The sequence below is a fragment of the Nonomuraea sp. NPDC000554 genome (genome assembly GCF_040300065.1).
Classification (GTDB): Bacteria; Actinomycetota; Actinomycetes; order Streptosporangiales; family Streptosporangiaceae; genus Nonomuraea.
Genome location: NZ_JBEPDC010000006.1, coordinates 99,385 through 115,087 on the forward strand (window position 1 = coordinate 99,385; position 15,703 = coordinate 115,087).

Sequence of the window (15,703 nt, forward strand, 5' to 3'; positions counted from 1 at the left end):
GCCGTCAGGTGGCCGAGCCGTCCACCGGCAGCTCCACCGTGATCGTCAGGCCCCCCTCTTCGCGGGGACGGGCGGTGACCACGCCGTCGTGCGCCTCGGTGATCACCCGGACGATCGACAGGCCGAGGCCGCTGCCACGGTCGGAGCGCAGCCGGTCGCCGTGCAGCCGCCGGAACGGCTCGAAGATCGTCTCGATCTCGTACGGCGGAACCTGGAGGCCGGTGTTGGCCACGACCAGCTCCACCCGCTCGGCCCGTTGCCGGGTCGTCACCCACACCTCGCCCTTGGGGTGGTTGTGCCGGATCGCGTTCTCCACCAGGTTCTGCACCAGCCGCTCCACCAGCACCGCCTCCCCGGCGGTCGGCGCCGAGTCGAGCAGCCGGTGCATCGTCACCTCGCGCTGCGCGGCCTCCTCGGCGGCCTGGTCGAGCACGTGCTCCGCCACGTCCATCAGGTCGAAGGGCCGCCGGTCGAGCACGGCCTGCTCGCCCTCCGTCAGCGCGAGCAGCCCGTCGATGAGCCGCTCGTGCCGCGCGTTGACCAGCAGCAGCGACTCGCCGAGCCGCTTGACGTCGTCGGTCGCGTCAGGACGCCGCACCGCCACGTCCACCAGCGTCCTGTTGATCGTCAGCGGGGTGCGCAGCTCGTGGGAGGCGTTGGCGACGAAGCGCCGCTGGCCGTCGAAGGAGCGGGCCAGCCTGCCGAGCATGGTGTCGAAGATGTCGGCGAGCTCCTTCAGCTCGTCCTTCGGCCCCTGGTAGTCGATCCGGTCGGCCAGGTCGTGGCTCTGCGCGACCCCCCGCGCGGTCTGCGTGATCGACTGGATCGGGCGCAGCACCCAGCCGGCGCCCCGCCAGCCGAGCCCGAACGCCGCGCCCGTGGCCGCCAGCACCGCGATCGCGCCGTAGGTGCGCACGTTGGCCAGCGTGTCGCGCTGGTAGATGACGCGAACCTGGAGCACCCTGTCACGCGCGACCTCGTAGTTGAACTCGCCACGCCAGAAGGTGCCGCCATGCGGCACGTTGATGACGGTCGGGGTGGTGAGACCGTTGCGGTACTCCAGACTCTGCCGCACCACCAGGAACACGGCCGCCACCACGAGGACGCCGAGGACGAACGCGACCCCGGCGCAGACCACGGCGAAACGGAGACGGACGCTCATGGGATGCGATATCCCGATCCGGGAATGGTCTCGATGACCTGCGGCTCGCCGAGCTTCTTGCGCAGCTTGGTCATCGTGGTCCGCACGGTGTTGGTGAACGGGTCGATGTGCTCGTCCCACACCTTCTCCAGCAGCTCCTCGGCCGAGACCACCGCCCCCTGCGCGCGCAGCAGCTCGGCCAGCACGCCGAACTCCTTGCGCGCCAGCGGCACGTAGCGGCCCTCGCGGAACACCTGCCGGTGCGCCCAGTCCAGCCGCACCCCGGCCCGTTCCAGCATCGGCGGGTCGGCCCGCCTGGCCCGGCGGCCGAGCGCGTGGACGCGCGCCACCAGCTCCTCGAACGCGAACGGCTTGGGCAGGTAGTCGTCGGCCCCCAGCGCCAGCCCCGACACCCGGGACCTGACGTCCCCGGCGGCGGTCAGCATCAGGATCCTGACCAGGCCGCCCTGCTCGGCGAGCTTCCTGCACACCTCGTCGCCGTGCGTCATCGGCAGGTCCCTGTCGAGGATCAGCACGTCGTAGTCGTGGATGCTCAGCCGTTCCAACGCCGCGTCTCCGTCGTAGGTGACGTCGACGGCCAGCGCCTCGCCCCGTAACCCCTCGGCGATCGACTCGGCGAGCATCCGCTCGTCTTCCGCGATCAGAACACGCAACAACGCCCCCCTGAAAGATCCAAAGGCCGACAGTCTGCCCCTGCGGACATAACGCGGGCATAACCACATTCGGTAACACTCAGGTTATCGGTCACCCGCTGGACTGCCTCCCCTACGGCCGGAACCCGTCCGGCCCGGGCAGGGGGAGAAAGCCGATGGTGTCCACCCTCGCAGGGGTCGTTCCGCCGCGCCTGGAGACGCCGGCCGGGATGCGGCGGCAGGGGCACGCCGTGTTCGGCGTCCTGCTGGCGCTGGCCGCCGCGCTGCGGGTGCTGATGATGCTCGCCTACAACACGGCGCAGCTCTACTGGTACGACTCCTTCGAGTACCTCGACACGGCCGTCCACCTGCGGCCGGGGGAGTACTTCCACCCCGCCGGGTACCCGTGGTTCCTGTGGCTGCTGCGGCCCTTCCACAGCGTCGAGGTGGTGGCCGGGGTGCAGCACGCGATGGGGCTCGGCGTCGGCGTGCTCGTCTACCTGGTGCTGCGCCGCTGGGCGCTGCCCGGCTGGGGAGCGGCGCTGGCCACGGTGCCGGTGCTGTTCGACCCGGCCCTCGTGCGCCAGGAGCACGCCGTCCTGTCGGACCTGCAGGTCTACTTCCTGGTCACGCTGGCGCTGACCGTCCTGATGTGGCAGGCGCGGGTCTCGACGCGGGCGGCCGCGGTGGCGGGCCTGCTGATCGCGCTGGCCGGCCTGACCCGTACCGCGGCCGTGCCGCTGCTCGGCCTGGTCCTGCTCTACCTGCTGGTGCGGCGGGCGGGCTGGAAGCGGGTCGCCGCCGCCGCCACGGCCGGCGCGCTGCCCCTGCTGGCCTACGCGGGCTGGTTCGCCCAGCACCACGGCCGGTTCGCGCTGAGCGGCGCCGACGGCGTCTCCCTGTGGGCCAGGACGATGACGTTCGCCGACTGCGCCGTCATCAAGCCGCCGCCCGAACTGGCGCCGCTCTGCCCGAACGGCACCGTCGTCGACGCCGCCTCCGAGTACGTCTGGGCCCCCGGCGCCTCGCTGAACCGCCTCCCGGGGGGACGTTTCGCCCACAACGCCGAGGCCAGGCGGTTCGCGGTGCAGGCCATCCTCGCCCAGCCGCTCGACTACCTGCGCGAGGTCGCCCGCGACACCGCGCTCGCCTTCTCCTGGGAGCCGGTCGCCCACCCCAGGCGGGTGGGGGTGCCGACGGTCACCTTCCCGCACGGCTCCTGGGCGCTGCCGGAGCAGTTCCCCCTGGTCGGCAAGGTTCGCCGGGAGTACGACGGCGACATCCGGGGCCTGGCCTCCGTCGAGCCGTTCGGGACGATCCTGGCCGCCTACCGGTATCCCTGGTTCCTGCGCGGCCCGCTCCTCGGCGTGCTGCTGCTGGCGGGCGGGATCGGCGCCGCATTGCGCCGCCGGGCCGCGCTGCTGCCCTGGGCCGCCGCCGTGTTCCTGCTCGTCGGCCCCGTCGCCGCCCTCGACTTCGACCACCGCTACGTCACCCCCGCCATCCCGCTCGCGTGCGTGGCCGCCGCGCTGGGAGTCGCGGGACTGGTACGCCATCGCACCGCCTCTGACCTGGGAACACGTCCGGAGCGACTACCCTCGGCAGGGGCCTGACAGAGCCCGAGATGCGATCTTGCGACGCTCGTGTCAGATCTTCGCGAAAACCGCTGAACCCGCGGAATCGCGCAGTCCATCTCGCCCCCTGAGGAGGGCGCACGTGCGCAAACTGGCCATGGGTACCGTCATCGGCTTGGCGGTGACGCTCGTCACGGCACCGCCTGCGCATGCCGGTGCTCCGCATCTGGCCGACCTGGTCCGGATCGGTGCCATCCGGGCGCACCAGCAGGCGCTCCAGACGATCGCCGACAACAGCGGCGGCACGCGCGCCGCGGGCGAAGCCGGCTTCGCCCGGTCCGTGAGCTACGTCGTGGGCAAGCTCAAGCAGGCAGGCTTCAAACCGACGATCCAGACCTTCACCTTCCCCTACTACCGGCAGGTCACCCCCGCGCTCTTCGCCCAGACCGCCCCGTCACCGGCGACCTACGCCTACGGCACCGACTTCGGCACGCTCGACTACTCGGGCGCCGGCGACGTGACGGCCGGCGCCTCGGCCGTGGATCCCGACGCGACAGGGACGGGCAGCGGCTGCGAGGCCGACGACTTCGCCGGCTTCCCCGCCGGCGGCGTCGCGCTGATCCGCCGGGGCGGCTGCACCTTCGAGGTCAAGGCCGGCAACGCCCAGAAGGCCGGAGCGAGCGCGGTCGCCGTCTACCAGCGCCCCGACGTCCCCGACAGCCCGGTGGAAGGTCATGTGGGGCGCGCGTTCACGATCCCCGTGGTCGGCCTCACCAACAAGCTCGGCGTGCGACTGGTCCAGGCGGCGAAGGCCGGTGGCCTGAAGCTGCGCGTCACGACCGACACCGTCAACGAGCGGCGCACGGCGTCCAACGTGCTGGCCGAGACCGCGCATGGCAGCCCCGACCACGTGGTCGTCGCCGGCGCGCACCTCGACAGCGTGACCGAGGGGCCGGGCATCAACGACGACGGCAGCGGCGTCGGGACCGTCCTCGCCATCGCCGAGAACATCGGCAAGCTGGGCGACCGGGTCACCAACAAGGTCCGCTTCGCCTTCTGGGGCGCGGAGGAGGGCGGCGACCTCGGCTCGAAGTACTACGTCGCCCACCTCGGCGCCGACGAGAAGGCCAAGATCGCTCTCTATCTGAACTCCGACATGCTCGGCTCCCCGAACGGGGTCCGCGGCGTCCTGGACGGTGACGACTCCCTCGGCAACGGCACCAACCCGCCGCCGGGCTCGGACGCCATCGAGAAGGTCTTCGCCGACTACTACGCCGGCCGCGGCCTCGCGCTCAAGCAGGACCCGTTCACCGGCAGCTCCGACTACCAGCCGTTCATGGACGCCGGGATCCCGGTGGGCGGCCTGCGGTCCGGCGCCGAGACCGTCAAGACGGCCGAGGAGGCCGCCGTCTTCGGCGGCACGGCCGGGGTGGCCTACGACCCGTGCTACCACCTGGCCTGCGACACCTACGGCAACGTCAACGCGACCCTCCTCGATCAGCTCGCCGACGGCACGGCCACCGCCGTCGAGACGTTCGCCTACCGCGCGCCGGCGGTGAACGGCGGCGGCGCGCGGGTGGCCAGGACGCCCCGCCAGGTCGACGGCGAGGACGACCCGGCTCGCTGACCGCGATTCCCAGGAGGCGGGTCACGTCTCCCACCGGATGGCCCCAACCTTGTTCTGTGGCGTGAGCCCTCGTCAGCGGGCGGCCGACGGAGTTCTCGTGTTCCGGGTCCCTTGCGTAAGGCTGCCTTTTGCGCGGAATGTTACGTAGTATCCGGACAACACGAGCGTTGGGGGCGCCAGGGTGCCAGGGCAGAGCGTGGGTGTGGTGGTCGATCCGGGAGTGCCCGCGGAGATCGCCGGGATGTTGCGCGCCAACGCTCCGCTGCTGTCCAGGATCAGGTCCGGCTGGGTGCCTCCGGCGACGGTGCCGTCCGAACCCCGCAGGAGGAACTCCTCGGGGCTGGCGCTTCTGGCCGCCACGCCGGTGGTGATCGCGCTGATGGCCGTGCTGCTGGAGTCACCGGCGGCGCCGGTCGGGTTCGTCCTGTTAGGCGCGTTCGTCTTCGTGGTCCTGGTCAGGATCGCCTCGATCAACGAGCTGCCGCAGGTCGAGCGCCCGCACGAGCGGGTCGTCTACGAGCAGGCTCGCTGGTACGACGGCCGCTACCTGCTCCCTGAGGAGTTCGACGAGGAGGCCCGGCTCGTCCTCGGCAGGGCGCAGCGGGCCATCGGCGCCGTGCTGCGCTCCCACGTCAACGCCGAGGGCCTGCTGGACGGCGCGCGCAACGCGGTGATGCTGCCCGAGCAGGAGTGGGAGATCGCCAGGCTGCTCGCCAAGCTCTCGGCCCTGCGCGGCGAGCACAGGGAGCTCCTGGCCAGGGGGATCGCGCCGGAGGTCGCGGCCGTCATCGAGCCGCTCGAGCGCGCCCTGGTCAACAGCGAGTCCGCCGTCGTCGCCCGCGTCGAGGCGCTGGAACGTTACGCCGGGCACGTCGCCGAGGCCGAGCGCGCCTACCACGCCCGCGGCCAGATCGAGGAGCTGCGCGCGCGGCTGCCGCGCTACGAGGAGCTGCTGGCCGAGTCGGGGGCCGACGCGCTGGCCGTCCCGGAGATCGAGCGACTCGCCGAGGACGCCGACGAGCTGGAACGGGTGCTGCGCCGGAGCGTGAGCTCCGCCCACGAGGCATTCCGGTACCTGGAAGGCTGACATCCGGACAGATCGTTACATAAGATTAATCATGTGCCGGGGCCTGATACGAAGGTGGTAGTCGATCCAGCGGTGCCCGACGCGGCCGCCGAGCTGTTACGCGACAACCGCAACCTGCTGCTCAGGATGCGCACCGGCTGGAAGCCCGCCCGCAGACGGCACAACGGCGCCCTCGACGTGGCGCTGCGCTCCGCCACCAGCGGGCTGGCCGCGGCGGCGGCCGTCTTCGGGCTGTACTTCTTCGGCGCGGGACGTTACACGCCGTTCGTCCTCGTCATGACCCTGGCCGCGCTGCTCGTCGTCGCGCTGCTGCTCGGGCCGAGGCCCGACGCGGAGGTGGAACGCCAGCTGCTGGCCGAACTGGACGTCTACGACAGCGCCCGCAGGCACGAGGGCAGCTTCGTGCTGCGCGAGGATCTGGACGAGGCCGCCAGGCCGCTGCTCGCCCGCGCCCAGGTGGCGATCGACGCGGTCCTGGACTCCCGCGTCAACGCCGAGGGCCTGCTGGACGGCGCGCGCAACGCGGTGATGCTGCCCGAGCAGGAGTGGGAGATCGCCAGGCTGCTCGCCAAACTGTCGGCGCTGCGGAGCGAGCACGGGGAGGTCGTCGCGGAAGGCGTCACCCCCGAGGTGGCGGCGGTCGCCGAGCCGCTGGCGGAGGCGCTGCGCAGCAGCGAGAGCGCGGTCGTGGCCCGCATCGAGGCGCTGGAACGGTACGCGGGCCACGTGGCCGACGCCGAGCGCGCCTACCGGGCGCGGCACCAGATCGAACGGCTCAGCGCCGGGCTGCCGCGCTACGAGGAGCTGCTGGCCGAGTCGGGTGCGGACGGGTCGGCGGTGCCCGAGCTGGGCCGGCTCGCCGAGGACGCCGACCGCCTCGAACAGGCGTTACGCGACAGCGTCAGCTCCGCCCACGAGGCGTTCCGCCACCTGAAGGACTGACCACCCGCATATGATCAAAAATGTGGTGATCGATCCGGAACTGCCGCCAGAGGACGCTCGCCTGCTGCGGGAGAACGGCGACCTGCTGGCCAGGGTCGCACAGGGCTGGGCTCCCGCGCCGCCTCCGCTCTCCAGGCGCGACCGCGCCGCTGGGATCATGATGGCGGGCACCGCGCTCGCGGCGGTCTGCGGGCTGCTGGCCCTCGTCGAGGTCAACCGGCTGGTGCTGCTGCTGGTCGGCTTCCTCGGGGTCGTCGCCCTCACGCTGTACTTCGTCTCCCGCGAGCCCTTCGAGGACCCCGCCGTCGCCCGGGAGCGGCGGCTGCACGGGCGGGTGCGCTCCCTCGAGGGGCGCTACGTGCTGCCGGACCAGCTCGACGACGACGCCCGAGCGCTGCTCGAACGGACGCGGGCGGCCGTCCGCGCCGTCACCACGTCCAGGGTCAACGGCGACGGTCTCCTGGACGGCGCGCGCAACGCCGTGATGCTGCCCGCCGAGCAGTGGGAGATCGCCCGCCGCCTGGCCAAGCTCTCGGCGCTGCGGGTCAAGCACCACGAGACGGTGGCGGGCGGGGTCACCCCCGAGGTGGCCGCCGTGGTGGAGCCGCTGACAGCGGCGCTGGAGACCGGCGAGCACGCCGTCGTGGCCAGGGTGGAGGCGCTGGAGAAGTACGCCGCTGACGTGGCCGAGGCCGAGCGCGCCTACCGGGCCCGCGACCAGGTCGAGGAGCTGCGGGGCAGGCTGCACCAGTACGAGGAGGTCGTCGCCGAGGCGGGGGCCGACGCGCTGGCCGTCCCGGAGATCGCCGGGCTCGCCGAGGACGCCGGCCGGCTGGAACGGGCGTTACGCGACAGCGTCAGCTCGGCCCACGAGGCGTTCCGCCACCTTGGCCGCTGACAGCGAATTATCATCCGACTGTGGCGAAAGTAGTGGTTGATCCGGAGGTACCGCAGGAGGACGCCGACCTGCTCAGGCAGAGTGAGCAGCTGTTACTCAGGACGCGCGACGGGTGGACCGCCGACCCGCCGCCGCCGAAGAGTTCCGGACGCGCCGGCCGGCTGGCACTGGTGATCGGCGCGCTGGTCCTGATCTTCCTGATGGCGACCCTCGGCGGCCTGGTCAGCAACGCGGGCGGCGCGCTGGCGCTCTCCCTCCTCGGGGTCCCCCTCGCGATCGTGGCGCTGCTGCGCCGAGACCTCGACGAGGACGACGACGTTGTCGCCGAACGCGCCGTCTACGAGCAGCTGCGCCAGTACGAGGGCCGCTACGTGCTCGCCGTCGACCTCGACGAGTCCTCCCGGAGGCTGCTCGAGCGCGCCCATCAGGCCATCGCCACGGTGTTCGCGTCGCGGGTGCAGGCCGAGGGCCTCCTGGACGGCGCGCGCAACGCGGTGATGCTACCCGCCCAGGAGTGGGAGATCGCCAAGCTGCTCGCCAAGCTGTCGGCGCTGCGCTCCAGGCACCGCGAGACCGTCTCCGACGAGCTCGCCCCCGAGGTGGCCGCGGTCGCCGCACCGCTGGCCAGGGCGCTCGACAGCAGCGAGGACGCCGTCGTGGCCCGGGTGGAGGCGCTGGAGCGGTACGCGGTGAACGTCACCGAGGCCGAGCGCGCCTACCGGGCCCACGAGCAGGTCGAGGAGCTGCGGGGCAGGCTGCACCAGTACGAGGAGCTGGTCGCCGAGTCGGGGGCCGACAGCTTCGCCGCCCCGGAGCTCGCCGCGCTCGCCGAGGACGCCGGCCAGCTCGAACAGGCGCTGCGGCGGAGCCTGAGCTCCGCCCACGAGGCGTTCCGCTACCTGGACCCCTGAGCCTCTACCCGGACCCCTGAGCCGCTACCTGGACCCCTGAGTACCCGGCCCCCTGAGCCCTTCGCGAGGCGTTCCGTTATCCGGCCCCCTGGGCCGTCGCCAGGAGCAGGTCGCAGAGCGCGTCGGCCGCGTCCACGCGGCCCAGCTTGTGCGCCGCGTCGGCCATCGAGCTCCTCAGCCCGGGGTCGGCCAGCAGCGGCATCAGCTCGGCCAGCAGCTGGTCGGCCGTCGGGTGCGGCTCCAGCAACGCGCGGCCCGCGCCGGCCGAGGCCAGGTAGCCCGCGTTCTTGCGCTGCTCGTCTCCGCCCGTCGGGATCAGCGGGATGAGCACCGACGGCTTGCCGATCGCGGTCAGCTCCGAGACGGTGCCCGCGCCGCTGCGCGCCACCACCACGTCCGCCGCGGCGAACAGGTCGGGCAGCTCGCCGCCCACGTACGGCACCGGATGGTAGCGGTCGGCCAGCTCGGGCGGCACCTCGACGGCGCGCATGTGGTCGATCCACGCGGGCCCGCACTGGTGCACGATCTGCGCGTGCGGCAGCAGCCTGGGCAGGATCTCCGCGATGAGCGTGTTGATCTGCTTGCTGCCCTGCGCGCCGCCGGTCACGTAGATCAACGGCACCTCGAACGTCAGCCCGAACAGGTCGTAGGCCGCCGCCCTGTTGCCCTGTAGCAGCTCCGGCCTGATCGGGTTGCCGGTGACGACGGCCTTGGCCCTGGCCGAGGCGGGCAGGTACTCCAGCGACGACTCGTGCGACAGCGCGATCCGCGTCGCCAGCCTGGCCAGGATGCGGTTGGCCAGCCCCACCACGGTCGTCTGCTCGTGCATGACCAGCGGGCGTCTGATCAGTTTGGCCGCCACCCCGATCGGCACCGCCACGTACCCGCCGGTCGACAGCACCACGTCGGGCAGGTAGCGGGCGGCGTGCCCGATCGCCTGGAAGACGCCCACGGGGATGCGGAACACGTCGGCGATGTTGGTGCCGAGCTCCCTGATGTTGGGACGGCGGCGCAGCTTGCCGGTGGTGATCGCCTTGAACGGGATGCCGTGCTCGGCGGTGATCCTGGCCTCCAGGCCGTTCGCGGTGCCCACCCAGAGCACGTCGTGCGGCACCTGACGTCGCTGGACGGCCGACAGGGTCGTCAGGGCCGGGTAGGTGTGACCGCCGGTGCCGCCGCCGGTGATCAACAGTCGCAGGGTTCGTGACATGCGATCAGACTATTGCCGCGGAACGGAACCCGTGTCCCAGGTGCGGGCGCGGCGCGCACGGAGGAGTCCAGCGGGTGTGCCGGAGGCCCCGGCGTGCCCGCCCACCTGGAACGGCACGCCCGGCCACGCCGGGGGGCCGCTTCGCCGTGCGGGCCGTTGACCGGTAGCGTCGTGCCATGCGACTCGGCGTGCTGGACATCGGCTCGAACACCGTCCATTTACTCGTCGTCGACGCCCATCGAGGCGCCCGGCCCATTCCCGCGTACTCCCACAAGGAGGAGCTGCGCCTGACCGAGCACCTCGACGACGACAACAACCTGTCCGCCACCGGGATCGAGCTGCTCGGCGAGTTCGTCGAGGAGGCGGTGCGCATCGCCGAGGACAAGGGCGTCGAGGACTTCCTGGGCTTCGCCACCTCGGCCGTGCGCGAGGCGGCCAACGGCGAGCAGGTGCTGGCCCAGATCGACGACCGGTGCGGCGTGAACATCCAGGTCCTGTCGGGGCGCGACGAGGCCAGGCTGACGTTCCTCGCCGTGCGCCGCTGGTTCGGCTGGTCGTCGGGGCGGCTGCTGGCCCTCGACATAGGAGGCGGCTCGCTGGAGATCGCCGCCGGGGTCGACGAGGAGCCCGACGTGGCGGTCTCGCTGCCGCTCGGCGCGGGGCGGCTGACCCGCGACTGGTTCACCGCCGACCCGCCGCCGGCCGACGAGGTGCGCAAGCTGCGCAGGCACGTCCGCACGGAGATCGCCCGCACGGTCGGCGACGTCGTCAGGTACGGCGAGCCCAACCGCGTCGTGGCCACCTCCAAGACGTTCAGGCAGCTGGCCAGGATCGCGGGCGCGGCGCCGTCCGGCGAGGGCCCGTACGTCTCCCGCTCGCTGTCCAGGCAGGCCGTCGCCGAATGGGCGGTCAGGCTGACCGGCATGGGGTCGGCGGAGCGGGCCCAGCTCTCGGGCGTCTCCGAGGCGCGGGCGCCGCAGCTGGCGGCCGGAGCCCTCGTCGCCGACGCCACCATGGACCTGTTCGAGGTCGACCGGCTGGAGGTGTGCCCGTGGGCGCTGCGCGAGGGCGTCATACTGCGCCGTCTCGACGCGCTGCCGGGCGGCCGTCTCGACCAGTCGGGAAACGTTTCGGGGTAAGCGCGATATATCCGTCTCTGGGGGCATAAGCCGCGGCGGTTGGGGCACGTCCTGCGGGATGTTGGCTGTGCTCGGCATGATCGCGTCCCTGGTGATCGCCGTAACCCTCGCATTCCTGGCCCTGTTCCTGCTCTCCGTGGTCGTCCTCGTCACCCTGGCGGTGCTGGCGGGCTCGACGATCAGACAGACAGAACCCCGGACCGGGCCCGCGAGGGAGCCGCAGGGCGCACGGCCCGGACTCCCGACGGCCCTCGCCGGCGGCCGGCCGGAACAGTCCGGCCGCCCCGAGCGCCAGGGACTCCCGGAAGGCCGGGAGCGCCGAGAGCCCTCCGAACGCCAGGGACTGCCGGAAAGCCCGGAGCGCCGAGAGCCCTCCGAACGCCACGAGCGCCAGGAAAGGCGCGGGCGCCCGGAACGCCACGGGCGTCCGGAGCGCCCTGGGCGGCACGTGAGCGCCCTGTGAGCGCCCCCGTGAGTCAGACGGTCATCAGCGAGGGCCCCGCCGCCCCCGGGGCGAACCTGAGGCGCTTCTCCAGGCACACCACCGCCCCGTTCTCACGCCTGTTGGTGAAGCGGATGTCGTCGGCGAGAGCGCGCATGATCTGGAGCCCTCTGCCGTGCTCCGCGCCGGGGGCGGGCGGGCGCACGGCGTGCGGGTCGAAGCCGCGGCCGGTGTCGATCACCCTGATGACGCAGAGGTCGTCGTAGACGCAGGCGCTCACCGTGTACTCGTCGCTCGGCCCAGCGTGCCTGATCACGTTGGCGCACGCCTCGGTGAGCATGAGTTCGATGTCGTCGCGGATGACAGGCTCGACTCCGAGGGCGTTGAGGGTCGCGTCGAACATCTGCCTGATCAAGGGGACGCTCGCCGCATCCCGGGGCAGCCGGAGCGCCATCGTGGCTTCCACTGCTCCTCCTCCCAATCGGATGCCCTCTCTCCCTGCCCCCGATTCCCCGCCGCAATCGCCCTCCGCGGGCCCGCTCAGAGCTCCAGCAGCCGGAGCGCCACCTCCAGCGAGGCCTGGGTGATCTCCTCTTCACTCAGGGACTCGTCCTGGGACATCATCCACTTGGAGGCATGCAGGGTGAACAGCGCCATGGACCGGCTGATGCGGCTGGCCAACGCGTCATCGGTGTCGCTCAGCTCGGAGACCAGCGCCATCATCACCTCGCGCATCCTGATGATCTTCGGATGGTCGCGCAGGGCCGTCTGGTTGCGCTCCAGGAAGCGCGCGACTTCCAGGTAACGCGAGTGGCGGAGTTTGTCGGCGTAGCGCAGGACGATCTCGCGCCGCGTCTCGGCGGTCTTCGGCTGGGTCCTGGCCCAGGTGAGCAGTTCCTCCAGATCGGAGATCCGCAGGTCGGCCAGGCTGGCGACGATGTCGTCCTTGGTCTTGAAGTGGTAGTAGAGCGCGGCTTTGGTGACGCCGAGCTTCTCCGCGATCTCTCGCAGGGAGGTCGCCTCGTAACCCTGCTCGGTGAAGAGCTCGAGCGCGATCTCCTGGATCCGGGTTCGGGTGTCTTCCCGCACTGTGCACCTATTTCGACTTGACGGCCGGCAAGTAAGTTCTCTAGCTTATTCTATGCTTGCCGGGCGGCAAGTAAGCAAGATCTTTACTGACTTGGGGGTGAGTCGTGGCTGAGGCTGTCGGACGACGTCGGGAAGTGATGGTCGTCCTTCCGGGGCTGATGCTCGCGATGGTGCTGGCGATGCTGGACAACATGATCGTCGGCACGGCGATGCCGCACATCGTCGCGGAGCTGGGGGGCCTGACTCACCTGTCGTGGGTGGTCACAGCGTACGTTCTGGGCACGACCGTCTCCACCCCGATCTGGGGCAAGATCGGGGACCTGTACGGCCGCAAGAACATCTTCCTGATCTCGATCGTCATCTTCATGGTCGGTTCGGTGCTGTGCGGCATGGCGGGCTCCGTCATGCTCGGCGGCAAGGACAGCGGCATGGCCGAGCTCATCGCCTTCCGCGCGATCCAGGGCCTCGGCGCGGGCGGCCTGATGGTCAACGTCATGGCGATCATCGGTGACCTGGTGCCGCCCCGCGAGCGCGGCCAGTACCAGGGCATCATGGCGGGTGTGATGTCGCTGGCCATGTTCGCCGGGCCGCTGGTCGGCGGCCTCATCACCGACAACTTCGACTGGCGCTGGGCCTTCTACGTGAACCTGCCGGTCGGCGCGGTCGCGCTGGTGCTGCTGTGGCTCAAGCTCGACCTGCCCAAGCACCAGAACAAGGTGCGCATCGACTGGTGGGGCGCGGGCCTGCTGACGGTCAGCATCACCGCGATGGTGCTCGTCACCACCTGGGGCGGCAACCAGTATCCGTGGGGCTCGTGGCAGATCCTCAGCCTGGCCGCGCTCGCCGTGGTCACGCTGGTGCTGTTCCTCCTCGTCGAGCGCCGCGTGGTCGAGCCGATCATCCCGCTCCAGCTCTTCCGCAACCGCAACTTCACGCTGATCTCCGCCATCGGCTTCCTGCTCGGCTTCGCCATGTTCGGGGCGATCAACTTCCTGCCGCTGTTCCAGCAGACCGTGCAGGGCGCCAGCGCCACCAACTCCGGCATGCTCATGCTGCCGATGATGGGCGCCGCCATGGTGGTCTCGCTGTTCGTCGGACGCGCCATCACCGCCACCGGCAAGTACAAGGCCTACCCGGTGATCGGGGGTGTCGGCATGGCCATCGGCATGTGGCTGCTGTCGACGATGGGCGTTCAGACGCCGAGCTGGCAGACCGGCGTCTACATCGCGGTGCTGGGCCTCGGCATGGGCTTCCTCATGCAGACCACGATGCTGATCGCGCAGAACAGCGTCGAGCAGAAGGACCTCGGCGTCTCCAGCAGCACCACGACCTTCTTCCGGTCGATCGGCGGCTCGTTCGGCGTCTCCCTGTTCGGTGCGATCTTCAACAACCACTTCCTGTCGGAGCTGACCGGCAGGTTCGGCGCCGAGACCGCCGAGAAGGTCGCCAAGGGCGGCGGCAGGATGGACCCGTCGGCGCTGGCGCAGATGCCGCCGCAGCTCCGCACCGGCCTGCTGGAGTCGCTGTCGACGTCGATCTCCGGCGTGTTCTGGTGGGCCATCGCGTTCGCGGTGGTGGTGCCGCTGCTGGCGGCGTTCATCAAGGAGATCCCTCTGCGCGGCGGCGCCACGCAGAGCGCGTCGGAGCCGGAGGCCGTCACGCCGGCGGCAAGCTGAACAACCGGTCGAGCGCGGTCATCCGCATGAGGTTGCGCAGGTAGGGCGTCAACGCCACGACGTGCAGGTCGGCGTCGGCGCCCGCCGCCTCGCGGTGCAGGCGCACCAGCGCGGCCAGCCCCGAGGAGTCGATGAAGGCCAGCCCCGACAGATCCAGGTCGAGCCGCCGGTAGCCGGGGGCGAACGTCAGCGCCGACAGCTGCGCGGCCGAGCCGAAGTCGAGGTCGCCGCTGAGCGCGAGCCGGATCGTCGTCGCATCGGGCGTGGCGACCTCGACGTGCAGCGGCGTCTTGTCGAGCATCGCCCCAGCCTATCGACCGACCGGAAAATGGGAGGCGCGGGGCGGGGCGAATTCGGGAAAATCGCGCCCATGGACACCCACGCGATCAGCCGTCCCACCGTCGAGGACGCGCCGGACATCCACGAACTGGTCGCCGTGTGCGACACCGCGGCCATCGGCGTCCCCGACGCGACCCTCGACGACATCGCCGACTCGCTGGTCGACCCCGGCGTCGACCTCGGCAAGGACGGCTGGCTGGCGCGCGACGCCGCCGGCGTGCTCGACGGCTGGGCCTGGGCGCACCGCGTCGGCGACAGCGACCTGGTCGAGGTGGACGTGATCGTCCGGCCCGGCGCCGACGGCCTGGCCGTCGGGCTGTGGCACCTCGTCCTGCAGCGGGCCCGCGAGCTGGCGGCCGAGAGCGGCCACGACGGCGTCACCGTCGACATCGGCGTCTACCAGGCGGACGAGGCCAAGCAGGCGCTCGCCAAGGAGCACGGCTTCCAGCCGAGCACCAGCTTCCAGCGCATGCGCATCGACCACGACGGCCCGGTCGAGCCGCCCGCCGTCCCGGAGGGGGTGACCCTGGTGACGGGCGAGCCGGAGGACGTCCGCCGCGAGGCGCACCAGATCCACCAGGCGGGCTTCGCCGACCACTACGGCTTCGTCAAGGTCGACTTCGACCACTGGCACGCGCGCAGGCAGTCGCAGCGCGCCACCGACTGGGGCCAGCTCGTCGTCGCCAGGCACGAGGGCCGTCCCGCGGCCCTGCTGATCGGCAGCAACCAGTTCCTCGCCGACCTCGACTGCGGCTACGTCGCCACGCTCGCCGTCATGCCCGAGTTCCGCGGCCGCGGGCTCGGCAGGTTCCTGCTGCGGCACGCGTTCGCCGCCGACGCGGCGCGCGGGCGCGGGGGGACGGTCCTGCACGTCGACTCCAACAACACCACGCCCGCGCTCGGCCTCTACCTGTCGGTGGGCATGCGCTCGGTCCTGGCGGTGGACGTCTGGCGCTGCCGGATCGACGGATAGCC

Annotated in this window: 16 protein-coding genes; 10 read left to right on the top strand and 6 right to left on the bottom strand. The window is 71.5% G+C overall.

The window, feature by feature from the left end; translation table 11 throughout:
- Positions 1-4: 4 nt before the first annotated feature.
- Together ABT294_RS13790 and ABT294_RS13795 are read right to left on the bottom strand one after the other, a co-directional pair.
- Positions 5-1,162, bottom strand: coding sequence for a sensor histidine kinase (locus ABT294_RS13790; RefSeq protein ID WP_350805807.1), 1,158 nt, complete (start codon positions 1,160-1,162; stop codon positions 5-7).
- Positions 1,159-1,815 (bottom strand): response regulator transcription factor, encoded by a 657-nt coding sequence (locus ABT294_RS13795; protein ID WP_350805809.1) that lies wholly within the window; start codon positions 1,813-1,815, stop codon positions 1,159-1,161. The genes ABT294_RS13790 and ABT294_RS13795 overlap by 4 nt, the downstream gene beginning before the upstream one ends.
- Positions 1,816-1,970: 155 nt before the next feature.
- Between ABT294_RS13795 and ABT294_RS13800 the strand changes: the two genes are divergently transcribed.
- The 6 genes from ABT294_RS13800 (at position 1,971) to ABT294_RS13825 (ending at position 8,833) form a co-directional block, all read left to right on the top strand.
- A complete protein-coding gene (locus ABT294_RS13800; RefSeq protein WP_350805810.1) occupies positions 1,971-3,407 on the top strand; it encodes a hypothetical protein in 1,437 nt (478 codons plus the stop codon).
- Positions 3,408-3,510: 103 nt separating this feature from the next.
- Complete coding sequence (locus ABT294_RS13805; protein ID WP_350805811.1) at positions 3,511-4,995, top strand: M20/M25/M40 family metallo-hydrolase; 1,485 nt, start codon at positions 3,511-3,513, stop codon at positions 4,993-4,995.
- Positions 4,996-5,191: 196 nt separating this feature from the next.
- Positions 5,192-6,082 (top strand): hypothetical protein, encoded by an 891-nt coding sequence (locus tag ABT294_RS13810; protein WP_350805813.1) that lies wholly within the window; start codon positions 5,192-5,194, stop codon positions 6,080-6,082.
- Between the two features lie 54 nt (positions 6,083-6,136).
- On the top strand, positions 6,137-7,024 hold the full coding sequence (locus ABT294_RS13815; RefSeq protein WP_350805814.1) for a hypothetical protein: 888 nt from the start codon (positions 6,137-6,139) through the stop codon (positions 7,022-7,024).
- Positions 7,025-7,046: 22 nt separating this feature from the next.
- Positions 7,047-7,922: a hypothetical protein gene (locus ABT294_RS13820; RefSeq protein WP_350805815.1), complete on the top strand. Its 876-nt coding sequence runs from the start codon at positions 7,047-7,049 to the stop codon at positions 7,920-7,922.
- Between the two features lie 20 nt (positions 7,923-7,942).
- Positions 7,943-8,833: a hypothetical protein gene (locus ABT294_RS13825; protein ID WP_350805816.1), complete on the top strand. Its 891-nt coding sequence runs from the start codon at positions 7,943-7,945 to the stop codon at positions 8,831-8,833.
- Positions 8,834-8,909: 76 nt separating this feature from the next.
- Here the strand turns inward: ABT294_RS13825 and ABT294_RS13830 are convergent, their stop codons facing one another.
- Positions 8,910-10,043: a UDP-N-acetylglucosamine--N-acetylmuramyl-(pentapeptide) pyrophosphoryl-undecaprenol N-acetylglucosamine transferase gene (locus tag ABT294_RS13830; RefSeq protein ID WP_350805818.1), complete on the bottom strand. Its 1,134-nt coding sequence runs from the start codon at positions 10,041-10,043 to the stop codon at positions 8,910-8,912.
- Between the two features lie 176 nt (positions 10,044-10,219).
- Between ABT294_RS13830 and ABT294_RS13835 the strand changes: the two genes are divergently transcribed.
- A complete protein-coding gene (locus tag ABT294_RS13835; RefSeq protein ID WP_350805819.1) occupies positions 10,220-11,182 on the top strand; it encodes a Ppx/GppA family phosphatase in 963 nt (320 codons plus the stop codon).
- A 67-nt stretch (positions 11,183-11,249) separates the two neighbouring features.
- The gene (locus tag ABT294_RS13840) at positions 11,250-11,645 is read left to right on the top strand and encodes a hypothetical protein (RefSeq protein WP_350805820.1); all 396 of its coding nucleotides are present in this window, start codon (positions 11,250-11,252) and stop codon (positions 11,643-11,645) included.
- Positions 11,646-11,658: 13 nt separating this feature from the next.
- On the opposite strand, the gene ABT294_RS13845 is transcribed toward ABT294_RS13840, so the two are convergent.
- Together ABT294_RS13845 and ABT294_RS13850 are read right to left on the bottom strand one after the other, a co-directional pair.
- Positions 11,659-12,090: an ATP-binding protein gene (locus ABT294_RS13845; RefSeq protein ID WP_350805823.1), complete on the bottom strand. Its 432-nt coding sequence runs from the start codon at positions 12,088-12,090 to the stop codon at positions 11,659-11,661.
- A 74-nt stretch (positions 12,091-12,164) separates the two neighbouring features.
- The gene (locus ABT294_RS13850) at positions 12,165-12,713 is read right to left on the bottom strand and encodes a TetR/AcrR family transcriptional regulator (protein WP_350805824.1); all 549 of its coding nucleotides are present in this window, start codon (positions 12,711-12,713) and stop codon (positions 12,165-12,167) included.
- A 104-nt stretch (positions 12,714-12,817) separates the two neighbouring features.
- Between ABT294_RS13850 and ABT294_RS13855 the strand changes: the two genes are divergently transcribed.
- Entirely contained in the window at positions 12,818-14,389 is a 1,572-nt protein-coding gene (locus ABT294_RS13855; RefSeq protein WP_350805825.1) for an MDR family MFS transporter, read from the top strand.
- On the opposite strand, the gene ABT294_RS13860 is transcribed toward ABT294_RS13855, so the two are convergent.
- Positions 14,370-14,690, bottom strand: coding sequence for an STAS domain-containing protein (locus ABT294_RS13860; RefSeq protein ID WP_350805826.1), 321 nt, complete (start codon positions 14,688-14,690; stop codon positions 14,370-14,372). The two genes, ABT294_RS13855 and ABT294_RS13860, sit on opposite strands and share 20 nt — an antisense overlap.
- 69 nt (positions 14,691-14,759) lie before the next feature.
- Between ABT294_RS13860 and ABT294_RS13865 the strand changes: the two genes are divergently transcribed.
- Complete coding sequence (locus tag ABT294_RS13865; protein WP_350805828.1) at positions 14,760-15,701, top strand: GNAT family N-acetyltransferase; 942 nt, start codon at positions 14,760-14,762, stop codon at positions 15,699-15,701.
- Positions 15,702-15,703 lie beyond the last annotated feature (2 nt).